21 protein-coding genes are annotated in these 20,877 nt (G+C 35.6%); 4 read left to right on the top strand and 17 right to left on the bottom strand.

Translation table 11 applies throughout. From position 1 onward, the window contains the following. Window position 1: 1 nt before the first annotated feature. From gatC to AC5YGB_RS02615, 10 genes are all read right to left on the bottom strand, one after another. Entirely contained in the window at window positions 2-289 is a 288-nt protein-coding gene (gatC, locus tag AC5YGB_RS02660) for an Asp-tRNA(Asn)/Glu-tRNA(Gln) amidotransferase subunit GatC (RefSeq protein ID WP_496137715.1), read from the bottom strand. A gap of 12 nt (window positions 290-301) precedes the next feature. Beyond that, window positions 302-1,393 (bottom strand): 3-dehydroquinate synthase, encoded by a 1,092-nt coding sequence (gene aroB / locus AC5YGB_RS02655; RefSeq protein WP_496137714.1) that lies wholly within the window; start codon window positions 1,391-1,393, stop codon window positions 302-304. Continuing rightward, entirely contained in the window at window positions 1,393-4,161 is a 2,769-nt protein-coding gene (gene ileS, locus AC5YGB_RS02650; RefSeq protein WP_496137713.1) for an isoleucine--tRNA ligase, read from the bottom strand. Before ileS ends, aroB begins: the two co-directional genes overlap by 1 nt. 118 nt (window positions 4,162-4,279) lie before the next feature. After that, window positions 4,280-5,008, bottom strand: coding sequence for a pseudouridine synthase (locus AC5YGB_RS02645; RefSeq protein ID WP_496137712.1), 729 nt, complete (start codon window positions 5,006-5,008; stop codon window positions 4,280-4,282). Between the two features lie 16 nt (window positions 5,009-5,024). Next, window positions 5,025-6,224 (bottom strand): tryptophan--tRNA ligase, encoded by a 1,200-nt coding sequence (locus AC5YGB_RS02640; protein ID WP_496137711.1) that lies wholly within the window; start codon window positions 6,222-6,224, stop codon window positions 5,025-5,027. Window positions 6,225-6,257: 33 nt separating this feature from the next. Continuing rightward, window positions 6,258-6,950: a type III pantothenate kinase gene (locus AC5YGB_RS02635; protein ID WP_496137710.1), complete on the bottom strand. Its 693-nt coding sequence runs from the start codon at window positions 6,948-6,950 to the stop codon at window positions 6,258-6,260. Beyond that, window positions 6,937-8,313, bottom strand: coding sequence for a sodium:proton antiporter NhaD (nhaD, locus tag AC5YGB_RS02630; protein WP_496138003.1), 1,377 nt, complete (start codon window positions 8,311-8,313; stop codon window positions 6,937-6,939). Before nhaD ends, AC5YGB_RS02635 begins: the two co-directional genes overlap by 14 nt. Further along, a complete protein-coding gene (gene ygfZ, locus AC5YGB_RS02625) occupies window positions 8,306-9,133 on the bottom strand; it encodes a CAF17-like 4Fe-4S cluster assembly/insertion protein YgfZ (RefSeq protein WP_496137709.1) in 828 nt (275 codons plus the stop codon). Before ygfZ ends, nhaD begins: the two co-directional genes overlap by 8 nt. A 140-nt stretch (window positions 9,134-9,273) precedes the next feature. After that, on the bottom strand, window positions 9,274-10,089 hold the full coding sequence (locus tag AC5YGB_RS02620) for a hypothetical protein (protein WP_496137708.1): 816 nt from the start codon (window positions 10,087-10,089) through the stop codon (window positions 9,274-9,276). A 346-nt stretch (window positions 10,090-10,435) separates the two neighbouring features. Continuing rightward, on the bottom strand, window positions 10,436-11,035 hold the full coding sequence (locus AC5YGB_RS02615; protein ID WP_496137707.1) for a urate hydroxylase PuuD: 600 nt from the start codon (window positions 11,033-11,035) through the stop codon (window positions 10,436-10,438). 132 nt (window positions 11,036-11,167) lie between these two features. Here AC5YGB_RS02615 and AC5YGB_RS02610 point away from each other — a divergent pair, with 132 nt between their 5' ends. Genes AC5YGB_RS02610 through AC5YGB_RS02595 form a run of 4 tightly spaced genes read left to right on the top strand, consistent with a single transcriptional unit; the run spans window position 11,168 to window position 14,602 of the window. Beyond that, window positions 11,168-11,728 (top strand): chalcone isomerase family protein, encoded by a 561-nt coding sequence (locus tag AC5YGB_RS02610; RefSeq protein ID WP_496137706.1) that lies wholly within the window; start codon window positions 11,168-11,170, stop codon window positions 11,726-11,728. A gap of 5 nt (window positions 11,729-11,733) precedes the next feature. Then, window positions 11,734-13,389, top strand: coding sequence for an AMP-binding protein (locus AC5YGB_RS02605; protein ID WP_496137705.1), 1,656 nt, complete (start codon window positions 11,734-11,736; stop codon window positions 13,387-13,389). A gap of 5 nt (window positions 13,390-13,394) precedes the next feature. Continuing rightward, the gene (gene mutM, locus AC5YGB_RS02600; RefSeq protein WP_496137704.1) at window positions 13,395-14,207 is read left to right on the top strand and encodes a bifunctional DNA-formamidopyrimidine glycosylase/DNA-(apurinic or apyrimidinic site) lyase; all 813 of its coding nucleotides are present in this window, start codon (window positions 13,395-13,397) and stop codon (window positions 14,205-14,207) included. Next, complete coding sequence (locus AC5YGB_RS02595; RefSeq protein WP_496137703.1) at window positions 14,195-14,602, top strand: S24 family peptidase; 408 nt, start codon at window positions 14,195-14,197, stop codon at window positions 14,600-14,602. The genes mutM and AC5YGB_RS02595 overlap by 13 nt, the downstream gene beginning before the upstream one ends. A gap of 2 nt (window positions 14,603-14,604) precedes the next feature. On the opposite strand, the gene pgeF is transcribed toward AC5YGB_RS02595, so the two are convergent. Genes pgeF through AC5YGB_RS02560 form a run of 7 tightly spaced genes read right to left on the bottom strand, consistent with a single transcriptional unit; the run spans window position 14,605 to window position 20,864 of the window. Next, window positions 14,605-15,321 (bottom strand): peptidoglycan editing factor PgeF, encoded by a 717-nt coding sequence (pgeF, locus tag AC5YGB_RS02590; RefSeq protein ID WP_496137702.1) that lies wholly within the window; start codon window positions 15,319-15,321, stop codon window positions 14,605-14,607. Window positions 15,322-15,338: 17 nt separating this feature from the next. Further along, window positions 15,339-16,280 (bottom strand): 23S rRNA pseudouridine(1911/1915/1917) synthase RluD, encoded by a 942-nt coding sequence (gene rluD, locus AC5YGB_RS02585; RefSeq protein WP_496137701.1) that lies wholly within the window; start codon window positions 16,278-16,280, stop codon window positions 15,339-15,341. Window positions 16,281-16,307: 27 nt separating this feature from the next. Then, window positions 16,308-17,189: a dTDP-4-dehydrorhamnose reductase gene (gene rfbD / locus AC5YGB_RS02580; RefSeq protein ID WP_496137700.1), complete on the bottom strand. Its 882-nt coding sequence runs from the start codon at window positions 17,187-17,189 to the stop codon at window positions 16,308-16,310. A 6-nt stretch (window positions 17,190-17,195) separates the two neighbouring features. Then, window positions 17,196-17,750, bottom strand: coding sequence for a dTDP-4-dehydrorhamnose 3,5-epimerase (gene rfbC / locus AC5YGB_RS02575; RefSeq protein WP_496137699.1), 555 nt, complete (start codon window positions 17,748-17,750; stop codon window positions 17,196-17,198). Then, a complete protein-coding gene (gene rfbA, locus AC5YGB_RS02570; protein WP_496137698.1) occupies window positions 17,747-18,628 on the bottom strand; it encodes a glucose-1-phosphate thymidylyltransferase RfbA in 882 nt (293 codons plus the stop codon). Before rfbA ends, rfbC begins: the two co-directional genes overlap by 4 nt. After that, window positions 18,628-19,704 (bottom strand): dTDP-glucose 4,6-dehydratase, encoded by a 1,077-nt coding sequence (rfbB, locus tag AC5YGB_RS02565; RefSeq protein WP_496137697.1) that lies wholly within the window; start codon window positions 19,702-19,704, stop codon window positions 18,628-18,630. Before rfbB ends, rfbA begins: the two co-directional genes overlap by 1 nt. Before the next feature lie 8 nt (window positions 19,705-19,712). Further along, entirely contained in the window at window positions 19,713-20,864 is a 1,152-nt protein-coding gene (locus AC5YGB_RS02560; protein WP_496137696.1) for an aminotransferase class I/II-fold pyridoxal phosphate-dependent enzyme, read from the bottom strand. Window positions 20,865-20,877 lie beyond the last annotated feature (13 nt).

The raw sequence follows: 20,877 nt of genomic DNA, 5'->3' as shown, positions 1-20,877 counted from the left end.
ATTATTCAATTACAGTTGGAACCAAAAAATGATTATTTCCTGTCTTGGGAGCAATCTCATGAAATTCTTCAGATAAATCATCCTCTGTAACTTTGTCCTCCCTAAGGCGTTGAGACATCTCTAATGGATGTGCCATGGGCTCTGCGTCTCCAGTATCTATCTCACCAAGTTGGTCCATTAGACCCAGAATATTATTAAGCTCTTTGGTACTTTGCTCTAAATCTGAGTCTTCAATACTCAATCTTGCTAAAAAAGCGATTTCTTTAACTTTGTTATTATCTAGTGACATATTTAAATTACTTTAGTGACAAAAATTTGAAATAACTGTATTAAAATTTTCTTTTGAGTAAGAACCCGTAATTAACGAATCCCCAATACTCTTAAGAAGAACTAATCGTATATTGCCATCAATGGATTTCTTATCCAAAGACATTGCCTTAATTAAGGATTCACTATCCATAGATTTTTTAATGTTTGTGGGCAGATTTGCTTTTGAAAGTAAGTTCTGAATTCGATTGATATCTTCTTTAGATAAATCTCCCTCAAGCATTGAGAGCATAGCAGCCATATGCATACCAATAGAGACAGCTTCACCATGCAAATATACTCCATACCCAAAAGTATTTTCAATACCGTGTCCAAAGGTATGACCTAAATTCAATAACGCCCTCTTTCCATTTTCAAATTCATCTAAGGCTACAATTCGAGCTTTATCCTCACAAGAGTGAAAGATTACATCTGTTATTAAGTCTTTGTCTCTATTCATAATCAATTCAATATTCTCTTCAATCATTGAAAGAAAAACAGCATTACCAAGAAGTCCATACTTGATGACTTCGGCCATCCCAGCAGAAAATTCTCGATCATTCAAGGTATCTAAGGTATTCACATCAATAATGACTGCTTTTGGTTGAAAAAAAGCTCCTATCATATTTTTACCTAGATCATGGTTAACACCAGTTTTTCCCCCAACGCTAGAGTCTACCTGAGACAATAATGTCGTAGGGATTTGAATAAAGTTAACCCCTCTTTGATATAAGGCTGCTGCAAAACCAGTAATATCACCAACCACTCCTCCACCAAGCGCAATAAGGGTTGACGTTCTATCAAACTTTGACTTTAAAAGAGCATCAAAAATGGTATTAACGGTTTCTAGTGTTTTGTATTGCTCTCCATCTGGCAATATGATGAACTCAACATTGTATCCATCTAACTGTCTGACAACTTGATCCAAATAGATAGGAGCCACGGTAGTATTGGACACAATCATGACCTGTTGACCATGTATATGATCAGTAATAAAAGATTTTTGAGACAGTAGTTCGCTTCCAATAAATATGGGGTATGACTTTGAGCCAAGCTCAACATTGAGAATTTTTGGATGACCTGTCATTAAGCAAACACCCTATTTTCACCCTTACCTGAGACATTCTCAACACATCTGTCACATAAATCATTATGCATTTTGTTTTTACCAATTTCTGGGCGATGATGCCAACAACGAACACACTTTTGATGTTTACTTTTGTAAACTTTAATTGCGATAGAGCTATTAATCTCTTTTGCGTCTGATGGTTTGCTCGATAATTCATTGACCCTTGCTTCAGAGGTGATAAAGATAAATCTTAACTCATCCTTAAGACCTAACAAGTTTTGATAATCTTCATCTTTACAGTAAATATCAACTTCGGCATCAAGAGAGGATCCTATAACCTTATTTCGCCTCATCTCTTCAAGCTCCTTTCTTAAATGCGAATTAATATCTCTGGAAGTTTCAATCACAGGATTATCGAAATTCCCCTCTAGACCCTCATACCAGGTTTGAAGGAAAACACTTTCATTGCTAGCTCCAGGCAAAAATTGCCATATTTCCTCTGAGGTAAATGAAAGGATGGGTGATAACCATCGAACCATTGCATGAGAGATATGAAAAAGTGCACTTTGAGCAGAGCGTCTCGCCAGAGAGTCAGTTTGAGTAGTATATTGTCTATCTTTAATGACATCCAAATAAAAACCGCCTAAATCATTAGTACAAAAATTAAGGATAGCTTTCATAACGAAATGAAAATTATAATTATCGAACTCATTTATAACTTGTTGCTGTAAATCATGCGTTTTTGAGACAATCCACCGATCAAGAACGAGCATGTCATTCATATCAACTAAATCATTCTTTGGATCAAAGCCCTGCATATTTGCAAGCATAAAGCGCATTGTATTCCTAATTCTTCTATAGCTATCCGCACTTCGATTTAGAATTTCATCAGAAACAGTCATCTCTCCAGAGTAATCAGTACTTCCAATCCATAGTCTTAATATATCTGCGCCTAAAGAGTTGACTACCTTTTGTGGGGGAATCACATTGCCAAGAGATTTACTCATCTTGTGTCCATTTTGATCCACAGTAAAGCCATGAGTTAAAACCTGCTTGTATGGTGCTCTTTCATTAATAGCACAAGAGGTTAAAAGAGAGGATTGGAACCATCCTCGATGCTGATCCGATCCCTCAAGATACATATCAGCCACATCACTTAAATAACTGCTTGCCTTTAGAACGGCATAATGACTTACACCAGAATCAAACCAAACATCTAAAGTGTCAGTCGTTTTCTCGTAATCTTTGGCTTCAGCGCCTAAAACATCCTCTACCTTAAGTTTGAACCAAGCCTCAATTCCATCAAGCTCAATTTTTTTAGCAACAACTTCAAACAATTTTTCAGTATCAGGATGCAACTCTCCAGTATTTTTATTAATAAATAAGGTGATTGGAGAGCCCCAATATCTTTGACGGGATATACACCAGTCTGGGCGATTGCCAACCATTAGTTCAATACGTTTTTGCCCCCAATTTGGAATCCACTTAACATTCAGTATTTCATCATTAACCTTATCTCTTAGATTCTTTTTCGTCATTGAGACAAACCACTGAGGTGTTGCACGAAAAATAACTGGTGTTTTATGTCTCCAGCAATGCGGATAGGAGTGGGTAATAGGCTCATGTTTAACCAACGTACCATGGCTTTCAATTAGCCCTATAATCGTTGCATTAGCCTTAAAAATAAATTCTCCTGCAACGCCCTCTGTAGAATCTACAAATACACCCTTTCCATCTACTGGACAGTCTACAGGAAGGTTGTATTGCAAGCCAACCACATAGTCATCCTGACCATGAGCTGGCGCGGTATGAACAGCTCCAGTCCCTGTTTCAGTGGTCACATGCTCTCCAAGAATAACTGGGACTTGTTTGTCATAAAATGGATGCTGAAGCATAAGCCCCTCAAGTTCAGAGCCCTTATATGTTTTACTTAGTTTTTTGAAGTCTTTGACTCCATATCTTTCAAGAGAAGACTCAAGTAAATCATCAGACAAAATATAGAGGGACTTACCAACATCGACTAGAGCATAATCAAGATCGGGATGAAGTGAAACAGCTTCATTAGCCGGAAGTGTCCAAGGCGTAGTGGTCCAAATAATAAGTGCTACAGGCTTATCATTCTCAAAAAAATCACCAATGACGTTGAAGGCAACATCAACCGTATCAGAACCTTTGTCTTTGTACTCAACTTCAGCTTCAGCGAGAGCAGATGAGCACTCTGTGCACCAATGCACAGGCTTAAAGCCTTTAGTTAGATGACCATTTTTTACAATTTTTCCAAGTGCACGAACAATATCAGCTTCATATTTAAAATTTTTAGTTAAGTAAGGGTTATCCCAATCTCCAAAAATTCCTAATCGCTTAAAATCAACTTTTTGTTTTTCAATTTGCTTATCTGCATACTCTCTGCAAGCAGCTCGAAACTCGTCAGCAGAAATTTTATTTCCAACTTTTCCTTTCTTTTTTTCAACCATGTGCTCAATTGGCAGACCATGACAATCCCAGCCAGGGACATAAGGAGCATCATATCCCGACAAGGTTTTGCTTTTTACAATAACATCTTTAAGGACTTTATTAACAGCATGTCCGATATGTATATCGCCATTTGCATAAGGGGGGCCGTCATGCAAAACGAATAGTGGCTTGCCTTTAAATTTTTGACGAATTTGTTGATGAATATCTTTGTCTTGCCAATCTTTAAGAAAAGACCCTTCTCGATTTGCCAGGTTAGCCTTCATTGGAAAATCAGTAGCAGGCAAGTTTAAGGTGTTTTTGTAGTCAGACATTCCAGGATATATTATTACTATCTAAAAACGCCATTATACTTGACACATAAGGTTTATCAAGATTGATAATCCCTTGCAAATGTAAATTAAAAACTTCTAAAAGGGCACTGATTAAACTCTATAAATTCACTGACTTGAGGAGCGCTTGCACCTGTTTCGGTTTGAGATATTCTGATTGATTTGCACGCAAATTTTCTGGCAAACGTATATCACTAAATCTTGTTCTAATAAGTCGAGAAACCTTAAAATCTAAGGCTTCCCATAGCCTCCTTACTTCTCTTTTTCTGCCCTCTCTAACAACCACATGGTACCAACGATTAGCCCCCTCCCCTCCTCCAAGAGTGACTCTATGAAATTTTGCAAAGCCATCATCTAACTCTATGCCAGATGTGAGCTGTTTGATGTGCTCATTCTCTACCTTACCCAAAACTCGAACTGCATACTCTCTATCTATTTCTGAGCTGGGATGCATTAATTTGTTTGCTAAATCTCCATTATTGGTGAAAAGAAGTAGCCCTGAAGTGTTCAGATCCAAACGACCCACCATGACCCATCGCGTATTCTCAGGTAGAAAATCAAAAACACTTTTTCGTCCTTCTTCATCTTTATTTGAGCATATAACCCCTGCTTGTTTATTTAGGATTAGCACTTTTGTTTCTTCCTCTGCATAACGCTGAAGATCTATTAACCTTCCATCAATGGTAACTTTATCAGTTACAAGAGCTTTACCTCCAAGCTTAGCTTCTTGGTTATTAATTGAAACTCTACCTTGTTCAATTAATCTTTCTGCCCAGCGCCTTGAGCCATACCCTGCATTTGCAATAAGTTTTTGTAATCTTTCAGACATGAATTTACAGCTTAATTTAGTAGGTTATGCCCATAGCATCTCGAACTTCTTCCATAGTAGTTTTTGCCACTATTCTTGCCCTTTCAGAGCCCTCAAAGATTATTTCTTGAATAAGGTTAGGGTTGGCCTCATACTTGGTTATTTCTTGTTGAATGGGGTCTAATTCTGAATTGATAGAGTCTACAATTGGCTTCTTACACTCAATGCACCCTATTTTAGCTTTAGTGCATCCATCCTTTACCCAGCTAAGTGTCTCATCAGGGGAATATATTTGATGCATCTGCCAGACGGGACATTTATTTGGGTCCCCAGCGTCTGTTAACTTAATACGGGAAGGATCAGTTGGCATTTTATTGACCTTTTGCTTAACTGCTTCAGGATCCTCTCTTAGTGAGATCATATTATTGTAGGACTTAGACATTTTTTGACCATCCAGACCAGGCATTTTAGAAGCTTTTGTGAGCAGAGCCTCCGGTTCAGTAAGTATAATTTTTCCCAAGCCTTCAATAAAGCCTAGGAGTCTTTCTCTGTCACCAAGGGTAATGTTTTGCTGTTCTCCAAGAAGCGCTTTTGCCTTTACCAGTGATTCATCATCACCCGTCTCTTGATAGGATTTTCTTAGTTCTCTATATAGTTTAGATTGCTTCTTACCCATTTTGTCAATCGCTAATTCAGCCTTCTCTTCAAAATCAGATTGTCTGCCATAGACATAATTAAAGCGCCTGGCAACTTCTCTAGTGAACTCAACATGCGCAACTTGATCTTCGCCTACAGGAACAAGGCCAGCCTTATATATCAATATGTCGGCACTTTGAAGAAGGGGATACCCTAAAAAACCATACGTTGACAAGTCCTTAGATTTTAATTTTTCTTGTTGATCTTTAAACGATGGCACTCTCTCTAACCAACTAAGGGGAGTTGTCATAGATAGAAGTAAATGAAGCTCTGCATGCTCAGGGACTTTTGACTGAACAAAAAGAGTCGCAGTATTTGGATTGAGACCAGTTGCCAACCAGTCAACAACCATATCTGAGACATTTTTTTCTAAGTCAATCCTATCAGAATAGTGTGTTGTGAATGCATGCCAATCAGCTACAAAATAATAAGAGTCATATTCATTTTGAAGTCTGGCCCAGTTTTTAAGAACACCATGGTAATGCCCAAGATGAAGTTGGCCAGTAGGACGCATTCCTGATAGTACGCGATGATCTTTCATTTTATTTATTTAAGGATTAAATGTTTAATTGAATTATCCCATAGATTGGCTATAGCTTTCTAAGCCATCTAAAACCAAATTATCAAAGAGCTTTATAGATTTAGGAAGTTCTTTTTTAAATTCTTTTGCCAAGCCTCCACAAGCAGTCACAACGCCATCATTAAAGTTGGATTGAAAACTTTCAATTTGATAATTAATAGCGCTAATCATCATTGCATAGGTTCCCTGCTTCCAGGCATCATCAGTATTATTTGCATAACCTTTAAAACTAATGCTTAAATCACTCGTTTTAAACTTCTCAAAACTGCCTCTAAGGGCTTTCATACCTGGCATTATGAGACCTCCCTGATGAAGTCCATTCTTATTAATCACATCAAAAGTAATAGCGCTCCCAATATCGATTACTAAAAGCGGTTTATTAGGAAAATGATTTATTGCACCTAACATAGCTGAAAAACGATCTGCACCTAACATTGAGGGATCATCATATGAGAGTGTAAGATTTCCAAATCTCTTGTGAGGTTTGATAATATTGATTTTCTCAAAATGATTAGAAATTTCCTGAACAATGTTTGAATGAGCGACAGCACTCAACCAAGCAACATTTGACGGGTCAAGAGCTGCTATTGAAAAATTTTCTATATCCTCTGAAAAAACTTTTGAGTCACTCGTACGCCATTTAATAGCGGAGTTTCCAATATCTATATAGAGATTAGATTGGGACATCAAAAAGCGCTGAATTGATCCACAAATGCACCAAAATACTCGCAGCATAGCCTAGGGCAATTGCCCAAATCCATTTTAAGTGTGACACAAAAGTATAATAACCTTTTGACTGTCCCATTAAGGCCACGCCAGCTGCTGATCCAATTGATAGGAGACTTCCGCCAACTCCTGCTGTCAAAGTAACCAATAACCATTGACCCAGGGACATATCTGGGGTCATCGTTAAGACAGCAAACATGACCGGGATATTGTCCACAATCGCCGACAAGATTCCAACTAGTACATTTGCGTAAGTAGCGCCTAGCTGAACATACATCGCTTCAGAGACTAGGGCTAAATAACCCATAAAGCCTAGTCCACCAACACTAACAATAACACCAAAGAAAAACAGAAGTGTATCCCATTCAGCCCTTGATACCATTGTAAAAATATCAAACTTTTCGGATTTGTCTTCATTAGGGTTTTGACGTTTGATAAAGTAACTCACAACCATAAGATAGCCCAGTCCAGTCATCATACCCATAGCTGGTGGTAAATGAAGGAAGTTATGGAAACTTACTGCAGTCGCAATTGTCAATAGAAATAAGATAGTAATTAAAATACCACCTGTTTTGATATTAACTTTCTCATCAATTGCCTTAGGCTTTTCATTTTTAATAGCAAAATGCATAATGCCTGCTGGGATGAGATAGTTAACCGCTGATGGTAAAAATAAAACGAAAAACTGCTGAAAATCAACAAGCCCTTTCTGCCAAACCATAAGCGTTGTAATGTCTCCAAATGGGCTAAAAGCACCGCCTGCATTTGCTGCTACAACAATATTTACGAAACCAATTGAAATAAATCGGGCATTTCCAGCCCCAACCGCTAAAACAACTGCACCCATAACAAGAGCAGTAGTCAAATTATCAGCAATTGGTGACATAAAGAATGCAATTACACCGGTGAGCCAGAAAAGCTGCCTGTAACTAAAGTTTTTAGAAATAAGCCAAACTTTTAATTTATCGAATACAAGACGCTCCCTCATTGATTCGATATAAGTCATTGCCACCAGAAGAAAAAGGAATAGCTCAGCAAACTCTAGAAAGTTATGTCTTACTGCAACCTCTGCAGCATGCGGAATACCATTTACGGCGTAAACCCAACCTATAATTGCCCATATAACGCCAGCCGCCAAGATTACAGGCTTTGACTTTCTTAGGTGAGTAAACTCCTCTAGCATGACAAAAATATAAGCCAATACAAAGAGTGTTAGTGCAATATAGCCAGCCATATGGTTAGTTAAATCGAGATTTTCAGAAGTAGATGCTGCGATACTTAAGCTTGGAATAAAGCCTATAAGGATTAGTAATATTTTATTCATCATTGATTTTTTCTAGTTTAAGTCCATGTTCGTTATTAAGCGTTATCTCCTCATTGATTAAGTCCACATCGAGTGTAGCTAAACAATAAAATAACGAATTGTATTTTACAGTAGATACAATAATACCACTACCTTTATAACGATTACCTCTTGCCAAAGCAGCTTTTGAAGTTGAACAATACAATGAGTCACCAACTTGCATCTCATTATCAGATTTGAAAGAAAACAAGCGTCTTTTTGCAGATCCTAAATAATGAAGCCTCGCAACAACTTCTTGACCAGGATAACAACCCTTAGAAAAGTTCACACCAATTTCATTAACATCCAAATTAAGCATCTGAGGTACAAATTTTTCACTAGTTCTCAATACCACTTCAGGCAAAAAAGAATCAATACATGCTTTAGACCAGTGAGAATTATTATTTATTATTGAATCATACTGATTATTTTGAGCTTCAATTAGGATTGATAATTTATCATTTATACCAAAAGCATTTGATTGATTTTCATCTATTAAGCCAATCTGATTGTAACTTTCTGAAACATCATCAATAGCAACATCAGACATAATCACGAACATTTGTAAACGTGATTTTATTTTTTCAAGAAGATCTTTTGGAAATGAAATCAAAAAATAATCTTCATATCTCATCAACCAAAATAATCCAATTATCTTGCCTTGGTGTTGACAATATGCATTTAGTTGTATTTTATAGCTATTAAGCTTAGTAATATCATTACTAAGCTGGTTTTGCAGAAAAATTTCAGCATCAGGTCCTGAGACTTTTAACAGCGCTCTTTGACTTAATAGATATTTCATTTGCTTTTTATATAATTTTATATTTATATTTTAAACATTTTTAATAGTTTTATTTTTTATTGGGCATAAAAAAACCCAGGGCAAGCCCTGGGTTTTTAACACTAACTTATAAATAAGTTAACTGATAATTCTAAACAAATTTAGAATGCAACAGAAGCCTTAAGTGTAAGTGAATCATCAAACGTGTTGTACGTTGCAGCAATCGTAGCGCCTGAAGTCAGGTCACGTGATACAGCCATAGTAGTAAACGCATCTTTCTGTGAAGTGTTGTGGTGTGTAGTAGTGTTTGTTGCAGTTTTAGCAGCACGCTCTGCAGTGTGGCTTACTACAACAGTGTTACCAGTTACACCAAACGTTGCAGTTGCAGCTGAATCACTATTAATAGTTACCGCTGTACCTGCTACAGTTGTTCCAATTGACCATGTAGTAGAACCATCATCATTAGTTACACTAACATCCATTCCAGCTAGTGAAGCTGAACCAGTTGTGCTATCACCATCATCAGACATTGTGTGTGATAAAGTAACACCTGACCAAGTACCAGAAACAGTTAGATCACCAGAATCATCTAATGCAAGGTTAGCATCACCAATAGGAGCAGCTAAGCTAACAGTTACTGATCTGTTGTCACCACTGTCAGTCTTACGACCACCAGTTGTAGTATTGGTAGTTGAATCGTCTTCATCAAACATATCAGCAGATACTGTTAAAGGACCAATAGTAGTAGCCAATGTAGTTGAAGTTACACCAATTGCTGCATCAATATCCATCCCTTGTGTAAATGTTGTAGCGCCGGCAGTACCAGTTACTGTCATGTCAGCGTCATACGTTGTTGCAGATGCAGCCGAACCATTATCATCATATGATACTGAAGCCGATCCACTTAACGCGATTGCACCCATAGCAGAGCCAGAAGCTACTGCAGTAGTTGCAAATAGTGCGATTAGTTTTTTCATTTTATTCTCCATTTAGAATATTTAATTGTTGGAATTCCAACACCCTTTTGCTATTTTTTCAAATAACAATGCCCATATAATAACTACCTTTAGTAATCTTGTCAACAATTAATTGTAAAAATGATACATTTAGTTGTTTTTTTTCAACAATTTTAGCTTTACTCGCTGTTAATGATTGCTATTAAGGGGTTTTGCTATGTGTATTTTTTGAAATAATTATGTTTTTTATTGCTTTAAAATTACTTTTAGTAGTAAATAATCAGTATTTTTAGTGCCCTTGTTGTAATTTCTCACAAATAAAAAAAAACCGGGCTTAGCCCGGTTTAATTAATAATTGTTAAATTAATCAGAATAAGTAGCCACCATGTCCAGCTCCAATCATACAAAGGAGCATTGGAACAGAAAGAACTACATTAGTTCGAGATGCCATCGCTGCTGTAAACTTAGCACTGACGATTTCTTCAGCACTCGCTTCAACCATTCCCAGTACTTTCTTCTGATTTGGCCATATGAGAACCCATACATTAAATAGCATAATTGTTCCCATCCAAGCACCTAAACTCATCATTGGTCCAGCAGGCGCCTGAAAAATAAAAGTTTGTAAAAATCCATATTGTGGTGAAATAGAAAGAGCCCATGCTCCAGTTAACCATGTAACTGCTGCTGCCATACGAAACCATAATAAAGCCTTAGGAGCAATATATTTACCAATTGCAGCTGGTCCTGGCCCACCTTCATCGGCCAAAGCATCTGCCATTGCTGGTACTTGGACAAAATTGAAATAATATAATAGGCCTACCCAAGTAACTCCTGCAAGCACATGCATCCATATACTTAAATTGCGAGTCATTAAATAAGAATTTTCTGGTGATAAATATAATGCAACAATAATTGCCAGAACAAAGCCTGAAATAATAGTGCCTTTAACTGAAGTTAATGGATTCATAATAGTTATTCCTTTAAACATAAAGGTAATATTATAAATTGTTCAAAATTAGTTAAATGTTTTTTTTATCATTTATATTTTTATTTAAAGTAAGATTAATCTGATACTTAAAAAAACTTTTAGGAAAATGACATGCTTTCTAACTTAAAAAAACTTCTACCATTAATTCTCTTATTAAATTTATTTTCATTATCTCCATCTAATGCGGCTGAGCCTCCTAATGAGATGGAATATCAAAATACTAAACTGATTCTTAACGGACACGGAACTCGTATAAGGTTTTTCATGAAGGCATACGAAGGTAGTCTTTATCTTGAATCAACTAGCAATAATGCTGAAAAAATAATTAATGATGATGCGCCAATGTCGATTCGAATGGATGTGATATCTTCTTTAGTAACGCCTGAAGCTATGAAGATTGCCTTGAATGAAGGACTAGAAAAATCCACTGGAAATAATACTAGTTCAATTACTAAAGAGATTAATCAACTCAATTCTAGCCTTAGCAGCGAAGTCAAAGCTGGTGATTTTTTTGAATTTATTTATCTGCCAGATTCAGGAACACATGTTCTAAAAAATTCTGAGTCTATAGATCTAATCCCTGGAATTGAATTTAAGAAAGCTTTTTTTGGAATTTTTCTTTCTAATAATCCAATTCAAAAAAATATGAAAAAAGCCATGCTTGGAGGTTAAGTCTCATGTCAAACCCTCCCTCCTCTTTTACAGAATGGCAAGATTATCCATTAACTCTTGATCCTATTCATATTGCTTGGCTTAAAAATGCAAAAAAATCAAGTACTGCTTTTGCAGTAGCAGACATAGAGGGTGTAGAAATATCTCATAAGAGGTTTCTTACAGGGGTTCTCTTATTTTCAAAAAAGATTGAAGCTTATAGTCCCGAACAAAATGTAGGTTTATTGCTTCCTAGTAGCGGTGGAGGAGCAATCGCCTCAATGGCAATACTATCCCTAGGCAAGACGATTGTTAATCTGAACTTTACTGCTGGCAAAAAGGCATTAGAGTCAGCAGCCAAGCAAGCAGAAGTTAAACACATTTATACATCTCGAAAGTTTTTAGATAAGATGTCCGAAAGAGGAATAAATCTAGAATCATTCTTCCAGAACTCAAAACTTCTTATGTTGGAAGATATCAAAGAAGAAATTTCTACATTAGAGAGATTAGTAACGCTATTAAAGGCGATTTTAATGCCTGCAGATCTTATAAGAAAAAGCTACTTTAAAGAAGTTTCGATGAGTGATACTGCGGCTATTTTATTTTCAAGTGGCAGTGAGGGCTCTCCTAAAGGGGTCGAGTTATCTCATAGTAATATTGCTGCTAATGCTAAGCAAGCTGCGATTGAATTAGGAGCTGTTAATAGTGACGTCATAATGTCTACACTTCCAACTTTTCATGCCTTCGGCTTTGCAATTACAACCTTGATGCCTCTTTCTGAAGGTATTCCAATAGTGTGTCATGCAGATCCAAAAGATGTGGCAACAATAGCATCTGGAATTGAAAAATATTCTGGCACTATCCTTGTTGGGACTCCCACCTTCCTTAGAATGTATACCATTAGTAAAAAAGTTACTCCTGACTCAATGCAGACCTTAAGGCTTGTGGTTGCTGGAGCAGAGAAACTAAGATCTGAAGTCAGAGACGGTTTTGCATTAAAGTTTAATATTCCTGTCTATGAAGGATATGGAACAACTGAAACATCACCTGGAGCATCAGTCAACTTACCAGATATTGCTGCAACAGATTCAAATCCAGAAAAGTTGCGCAATAGGCCAGGAACTGTTGGAAGAGCATTTAGTGGTACTGAGTTTAGAATTGTTGATCCAGACTCCCTAAATCCTATTCCAACTGGAGAAGATGGTCTAATTTTAATAGGTGGTCCACAAATTATGAAGGGCTATCTTAAAATGCCTGAAAAAACCGCTGAAGTGATTGAATTTATTGATGGTTTTAGATGGTATCGAACTGGAGATAAGGGTCATTTAGATGAAGATGGTTTTTTAACGATTGTAGATCGCTACTCAAGGTTTGCAAAGATTGGTGGCGAAATGATCAGCTTAACAACGGTTGAAGAGGAGATACTGGATGCTTGTAATGACAAAGACTTAGAAATTGCAGCAACTTGCTTACCTGATCAACGCAAAGGTGAGAAAATCATACTTCTTGTTACTACAGATCTTGATAGAGTTAAGCTTAAAAAAATACTTACGAATGCCAAAATAAACCCACTTTTTCATCCAGCTAATCTTTTGAATGTTGATGAAATCCCAAAACTTGGTAGTGGCAAAACTGACTTTAGTGCAACTAAAAAGATTGCATTGGTCAACGATCAGGTATAACAACTATGCCAGAACTTCCAGAGGTTGAAACAACTAGAAGAGGTCTTGAGCCTTTAATAGTTAACAGAAAAATTACTTCTGTTCATATCTATAAGAAAAAGCTTCGCTGGGAAATCCCTAAACATCTAGTAGATACTTTAAAAAATCAAACTATCCAAAAAATATCGAGGCGTGCTAAGTACTTACTAGTTGACTTTAGTGATGGGCAACTAGTCATGCATCTGGGTATGACTGGATCCATAAGTGTTGTCTCTAATATTGAACCATTAAAGAAACATCACCATTTCGAACTCAAACTGGACAACAAGACTAGTATGCGCTTTCATGACCCTCGCCGCTTTGGGTCAATTCTTTGGCAAAAAAGTGATGAACAACTCCCCCTTCTTAAAAAATTAGGTCCAGAACCATTAAGTTATGAGTTTAATGAAAATTCACTCTTCAATTCTTCCATTGGAAAGACAAAAAACATAAAAACATTTATTATGGATAGTCATGTAGTAGTTGGAGTAGGAAACATTTATGCGTCAGAAAGTTTATTTCTAGCTGGAATATCCCCTAAAAGAGAAGCTGGCAAAACCTCAAAGAAGCGCTACCAAATTCTTGTTAAGTGTATCAAAGAAGTATTATCAGAATCAATTAATAATGGTGGCACTACCTTAAATGACTTTTCTAATGTGGATGGTGAGGCTGGTTATTTTTATCAAATCTTATCTGTCTATGACCGCAAAGGTATGCCATGTAATAGATGCAATGGTACAATTAAAAAAATTGTACAAAATCAACGAGCCACCTACTACTGCCCCAAATGTCAGAACTAGCAGATTCAAAAACCCTTTATCAGGCCACATGTGCTACAAATTCTGAACCGTATGCACTTCAAAATATTGGTGATATGATGTCACCTGAGTTCAGTGAGAATTGTATTATCGTTGTTGACCCTTCTATACCAATACATCATAATGCTTTTGTAATAGTGGACTTCGAAGATGATTTATATTTCCGTCAGTATATTGAGGAGAAAGGTAAAAAAATACTTAGATGTCTTAACACTGGTTATGAAGATATTGAGCTAAATAATATATTTGAAGTTCGTGGCTGCATTGTTCAACAAAAACAACGGAAACAAAAGTCACTCCATTATTATCTTCCAAACAAAATTAGTGGTGAGTTAGAATTTAATATTAATGGCAAAGTAAAGACTTTTGATAGTTGAATTTATTTTATCCATATTAGATGTGCCATCCTTCCAGAATATACTCCATCTCTCCTATATGAAAAAAATTCACCTGATTCTTTGAAAGTACATCTATTCCCTCCAGAAATTAATGTTATATTAAATGATTCAAGTATGATCTTTGCAGCTCCATACAAGTCAAGGTAGTGTTTATCATCATTGTAGCTAAAAGACTGATTAAACATTTTATTTTTTGATAAATACAAATCTCTAATTTCCTTTCCCACCTCAAAAGAATTCAAAGAAATCGCTGGACCTAAATGAACAACTAAATCCTCTCCATTACAATTAAAGGATTCAATTAAACTTTCAATTACTCCAGTAATTAATCCTTTCCATCCCGCATGAGCAACACCAACCATTGAACCATCTTTCTTACTGACAAATACCGGCAGACAGTCAGCTGTAAGGATTGCACAAACAACACCTGGGATTAAAGTAAAACTTGCATCAGCTTCAATTATTTTTTTGGGTAAAGAGGCATCGACACATATAGAAGAGTGTGTTTGATTTATCCAAACTGGATTTGAAGGTAATTCATAATAAGTCCTCAGTAAAGAACGGTTTTTTAATACACTCTCTCTTCTATCATTAACATGAAGGGCTAAGTTAAAGTTACCAAAACTTGCAGAACTTCTACCACCATCAATGTATCTTCTGGTTGATAACAAATTTACATTTTTAGGGAATAAATTCATATCTTTATACTCAATAATTAAGAGTCAAACTTTCTAAGAATATTCAAAAGCTCTTGCATATCTGAGGGGAGGTCTGCCTTCCATGACATTGATTTGCCACTCACTGGATGAATTAAAGTTAATTTTTTTGAATGAAGCGCTTGTCTTTGAAAGTTCGTTAATTTATCTTTTAACTCCTGACTAGCTTTTTTTGGAAAACGAACTCGTCCTCCATACATCGGATCACCAATCAATGGGTGGCCAATATAAGATAAATGAACACGAATTTGATGAGTTCTTCCAGTCTCCAATATGACCTTAACATGAGTATGATTTTTAAAGCGATCTATAGCTCTATAATGGGTTTTTGCCTCTTTCCCTTTAGCAGAAATTGATTGTTTAATTCTATCTTTAGAGTCCCTTCCAATAGGCTCATTAATCGAACCACCTGATATCATATGCCCATAAACTATTGCTGAATATTCCCTCTCGACTGAGTGTGTTTGGAGTTGCTCAACTAGGAATTTTTGTGACTTGATATTTTTTGAAACGACCATTAGACCAGATGTATTTTTATCTAAACGATGAACAATGCCTACTCTATCAAGATTTGATAAATTGGAATCATGATGCAAAAGTGCATTTGCTAGTGTTCCACTCCAATTGCCAGCCCCAGGATGAGTTACTAATCCAAAAGGCTTATTGATTATGATAATATCTTCATCTTCAAATATAATGTCTAAATTAAGTTTCTCAGGTAGCCAATGATTATTATCTTTTTGTTTAAGTATTAAGCGAACAGTTTCATTACCAATGACTTTATCTTTTGGTTTAAAAGTTTTATTATTTATTAATGCATCTCCTGATTTTATCCAAGTGGTGATCTTTGATCTAGAGTAATCAGGAAGCATCTCAGTCAACGCAGTGTCTATTCTTTGATCTATCATCCGCTCTGGGATAATAATTTGAAGTATTGCCATATTAATTAATCATGAAACGTAAACTATTCATAGGTTTTTTAAACAGTCCTTCAGAGCATCTTTCCAATGCCTAACTTTTAAATCATACTCATGCAAGATTTTTTTATTACTCAAGATGGAATACTTTGGTCTTTTAGCAGCAGATGGATAATCTTCAGCACGAATTGGTATTAATTGACAATTAATTCCAGAAATTCTAATGATTTCTTTAGCAAATTCAAGCCAGCTAGATTCACCATGATTTACATAATGAAATATTTCTGATAATTTAGCATTCTCAAGAAATTTATCAGAAACGACAATACATAAAATTGAAAACGCTAAATCATACGCATAGGTTGGCGTTCCAACCTGATCTGAAACAATATCTAACATATCATTTTTTTTTGCAAGATTCAAAATTGTTTGTACAAAGTTATTACCAAATTCAGAATAGACCCATCCTGCTCTTATGATTAATGAATTTGATTTCATTATAGACATTAAAGCTAACTCACCCGCCAACTTAGTTTCACCATAAATATTAAGTGGCATTGTTACATCATCTTCAATATATGGTGTTTCTTTACGTCCATTAAAAACAAAGTCAGTTGAAATATGTATAAACTTAATATTGCTACTCTTTGCAATTTTAGCGAGCTCTTTAACAGCAATATGATTGATCAAATTTGCTTGTCTTTGATCTTCTTCTGCTCTATCTACTTCAGTGTAGGCTGCACAATTGATGATAATATCAAATTCATTTATGTCAAAATAAGACTTAAAGTTTTCAATATACTCAAGATTTAATTCTTCTCTGCCAACAAAAACAAAATCAAAATTACTAAGTTGAGCAATTTTTTTTTCATCAACAATTTTATTTATTGACTGTCCTAATTGGCCATTCTTTCCAGTAACTAAAATTTTCATAATCAACTAGTTTAATAAATCTTGAATATTTGCTAACGTTGGGTGATTCAAATCTTTATTTGATAACTTTAAAATTTGGGGCTTTAACTGCCAATTTATTTTCAAGTCCTTGTCATCAAAAGCAATACCTCTTTCATGCTCTGAAGAATAATAGTTATCTACCTTATATACAAACGTTGCCATCTCACTCAAGACAACAAAGCCATGCGCAAAACCACAAGGGATAAAAAGCTGCTGTTTATTATCAGCTTTAAGCTCGATGGCTAGATGCTCACCAAAAGTTGGACTTGACTTTCTGATATCAACTACAACATCCAATACAACTCCTTCAATGACTTTCACAAGTTTTGATTGAGAATAAGGATTTATTTGATAATGAAGACCTCTTAATACGCCTTTTGATGATTTAGACTCATTGTCTTGAACAAAATTTATCTTCCTACCAATGGCGGTATCAAATAAATCCTGTCTAAAAGTTTCTGAAAAATGACCTCTTTCATCTCCAAGCATAATTGGCTCAATAAGAACAATTTCGGGTATTGCCTGGGGGATGAACTTCAAATGGAATCCTTAGCTCTTTTTAGCAGGTATTGTCCATACTGGTTATTGGAAAGTGGAGTTGCTAATTTAATTAATTGTGCTTTATCAATATAACCTTTTTCAAAAGCAATCTCTTCAATACAAGCTACCTTCAGCCCTTGTCTTTTTTCAATAACTTCAATAAAGGTTGATGCCTCAAGAAGGTTTTCATGCGTTCCAGTATCTAGCCATGCATAACCTCTTCCCATTATCTCAACATTAAGCCTTTTTTCATTCAAAAACATTTGGTTTATATTAGTTATTTCAAGTTCACCTCTATCAGAGGGCATAACTCGAGCTGCTTTATTCACCACATCATTTGGATAAAAATATAGTCCAGTAACAGCATAATTACTTTTTGGATTTTTAGGCTTCTCTTCAATATCTATTACTTTTCCATTGCTATCAAAATGAACAACGCCATATTGCTCTGGATCTTGGACATGTGATCCAAAAACAGTAGCAGAATTATTATTCTCCACATTTGCCTTGGCTTCAGATAATATCTGGATCATTCCATGGCCATAATAGATATTATCTCCCAGAATTAAACTGACATTATCTTTACCAATAAAATCTCTACCTAAAATAAATGCTTGAGCAATACCATCAGGAGAGGGTTGTACCAGGTACTCAAACTTCATACCAATCTCAGACCCGTTGCCTAGCAACTGTTCAAACCTTGGTAAATCTTCTGGGGTTGAGATAATCAAAACCTCTTGAATGCCTGAGAGCATCAGCACAGACAATGGGTAATAAATCATAGGCTTATCATATATTGGCATTAATTGCTTTGAAACCCCCTTTGTTAGAGGAAAAAGCCTAGTTCCTGAACCGCCAGCAAGAATAATTCCTTTCATTATATTTTGCCTCCTAAGCGTTCAAGTCTGTAACTTCCATTCTGAATATTTTCAGACCATGATAAATTACTTAAATACCACTCTACTGTTTTTTGCATTCCTGATTTAAAACTTGTAATTGGTTCCCACCCCAATTGAGATTTAATTTTTGAATTATCAATAGCGTATCTTACATCATGGCCAGGCCTATCTTTAACATAAGTAATTAGCTCTCTATAAGAGCTAAGTCCATTCAATTTATTTGGAATTAGAATATCCAGATTATCACAAATTGTATTAACAACCTCAATATTTTGAACTTCATTATTTCCACCAATGTTATAAGTTTCGCCAACTTCTCCCTGGAATGCTACAGTCAAAAGTGCACTCACATGGTCATTGACATGAAGCCAATCCCTAATTTGTTTTCCATTTCCATATATTGGTAGATTTTTGCCTTCGATTGCATTTAGAATAATGTGTGGGATTAGCTTTTCAGGAAACTGATAAGGACCATAGTTGTTTGAACAATTAGTAATTAATACAGGCACTTGATATGTTCGAAACCAGGCTCTTACTAAATGATCAGAGCAGGCTTTAGACGCAGAATATGGTGAACTTGGATCATAGGCAGCACCCTCTATAAAAAAATCTTCAGTATCCATTAAATCTCCATAAACCTCATCAGTTGAAACATGAAGAAATCTAAAATTTGCTTTTTTTTCAACATTAAGTTTTTGCCAATAACTCCTTACTTGCTCAAGAAGAACAAAAGTTCCAATAATATTTGTTTGAATAAAATCTTTAGGTCCATCAATAGATCGATCAACATGAGATTCAGCTGCAAGGTGCATTACAATATCCGGCTTATTTTCTACAAAAACCTTTTTTAATTCATTTTCATTACATATATCTATTTGCTTAAAAATATAATTTTCATTACTCTCAATTGAGGCTAAAGATTGTAAATTACCAGAATAAGTGAGTTTGTCGACATTTACTACAGTGTATTCAGTATTTTTAATAATGTGTCTAACCAGCTCAGAACCTATAAATCCAGCACCGCCAGTCACAAGAATAGTTTTATTAGTATTCATTTTTTAATCTACCAGCCAAGTTTAATAACATTACATACTCTTTTTACATCAGCTAATGTCATCTTTGTATGAAGTGGCAATACAAGGTAATTGTCTTCAGCCCTATCCATATTTGGAAATATTTTTCCATCAGTAAATTCTTTAAATATTGAGTATCGATCATTACGAAAATGAACTTGGTTACTCTCTATCCCATGATCTCTTAATTTCTTTTGTAACGTAAATCTTTCATCGACAAGAACTGTAAAAAGCCAAGCACCATGCTCTCGGTCTTTAAAGCCACTTCCTACAATTTTTAACCTTTTACAATCACACAATTCTTCTTCATATGCTCGAAAAAGCATCTTACGTAGTTTTGAGTTTTCATCAAACTCATTAAGAGATGCAATACCCATTGCAGCAGCAATATCAGTCATTTGATATTTATAGCCGATTTCTTTAATGTCATTTTCCCAAACTCCAGCTTGCTTTGAGTCTCTATCTATTCCAAACCATCGAATCCGTTCCGCTTTACCAACTAATTCTTCATTTTTTAGAATTAACATCCCTCCATCACCGGTAGTTATATGCTTAATAGCCTGAAAAGAGAAAATTGTATAATCTGAAATACTTCCAATATCCCTTTCTTTATATTTAGCTCCAACTGCATGTGCAGCATCTTCGATAATTGGTATGTCCCATTCGTCTGCAATAGTTTGTAATTCATCCATATCGCATGGGAGTCCGCCGTAATGAACGCAAACGATAGCTTTGACATTTACATTCATTAATTGACGAACATGGTCGACATCCATATTCATAGTATTGGAATCAATATCTGCAAAATTTATCTTAACTCCCATGTAAAGAAAAGGGATATTTGTTGCTGTACAAGTAAAAATTGGAGCAATTACCTCATCACCAGGCTGTAAGCCAGCTAGTATGTATGCCAAATGCAACGCGTCAGTCCCAGAACCAACAGCAATCGCAGGACGATTAGACCCAAATTTTTTACTAAATCTATCTTCAAATAGTTTAACTTTTGGGCCCTGACCAATCCAGCGAGAATCTAAAGTTTCCATTACAGAAATTTTTGCAGACTCTGATACATGCGGATAAAACAGCACAATGTTTTCAGACGTTTCTTGCATTAAAGACATGTCTTTAACTGGCTTTTTCATGATGATAATTCTC

Source organism: Candidatus Pseudothioglobus sp. uisw_142 (genome assembly GCF_059512465.1).
The sequence above is the reverse complement of the archived record's forward strand: the minus strand, read 5'-3'. Positions and strand labels throughout refer to the sequence as shown.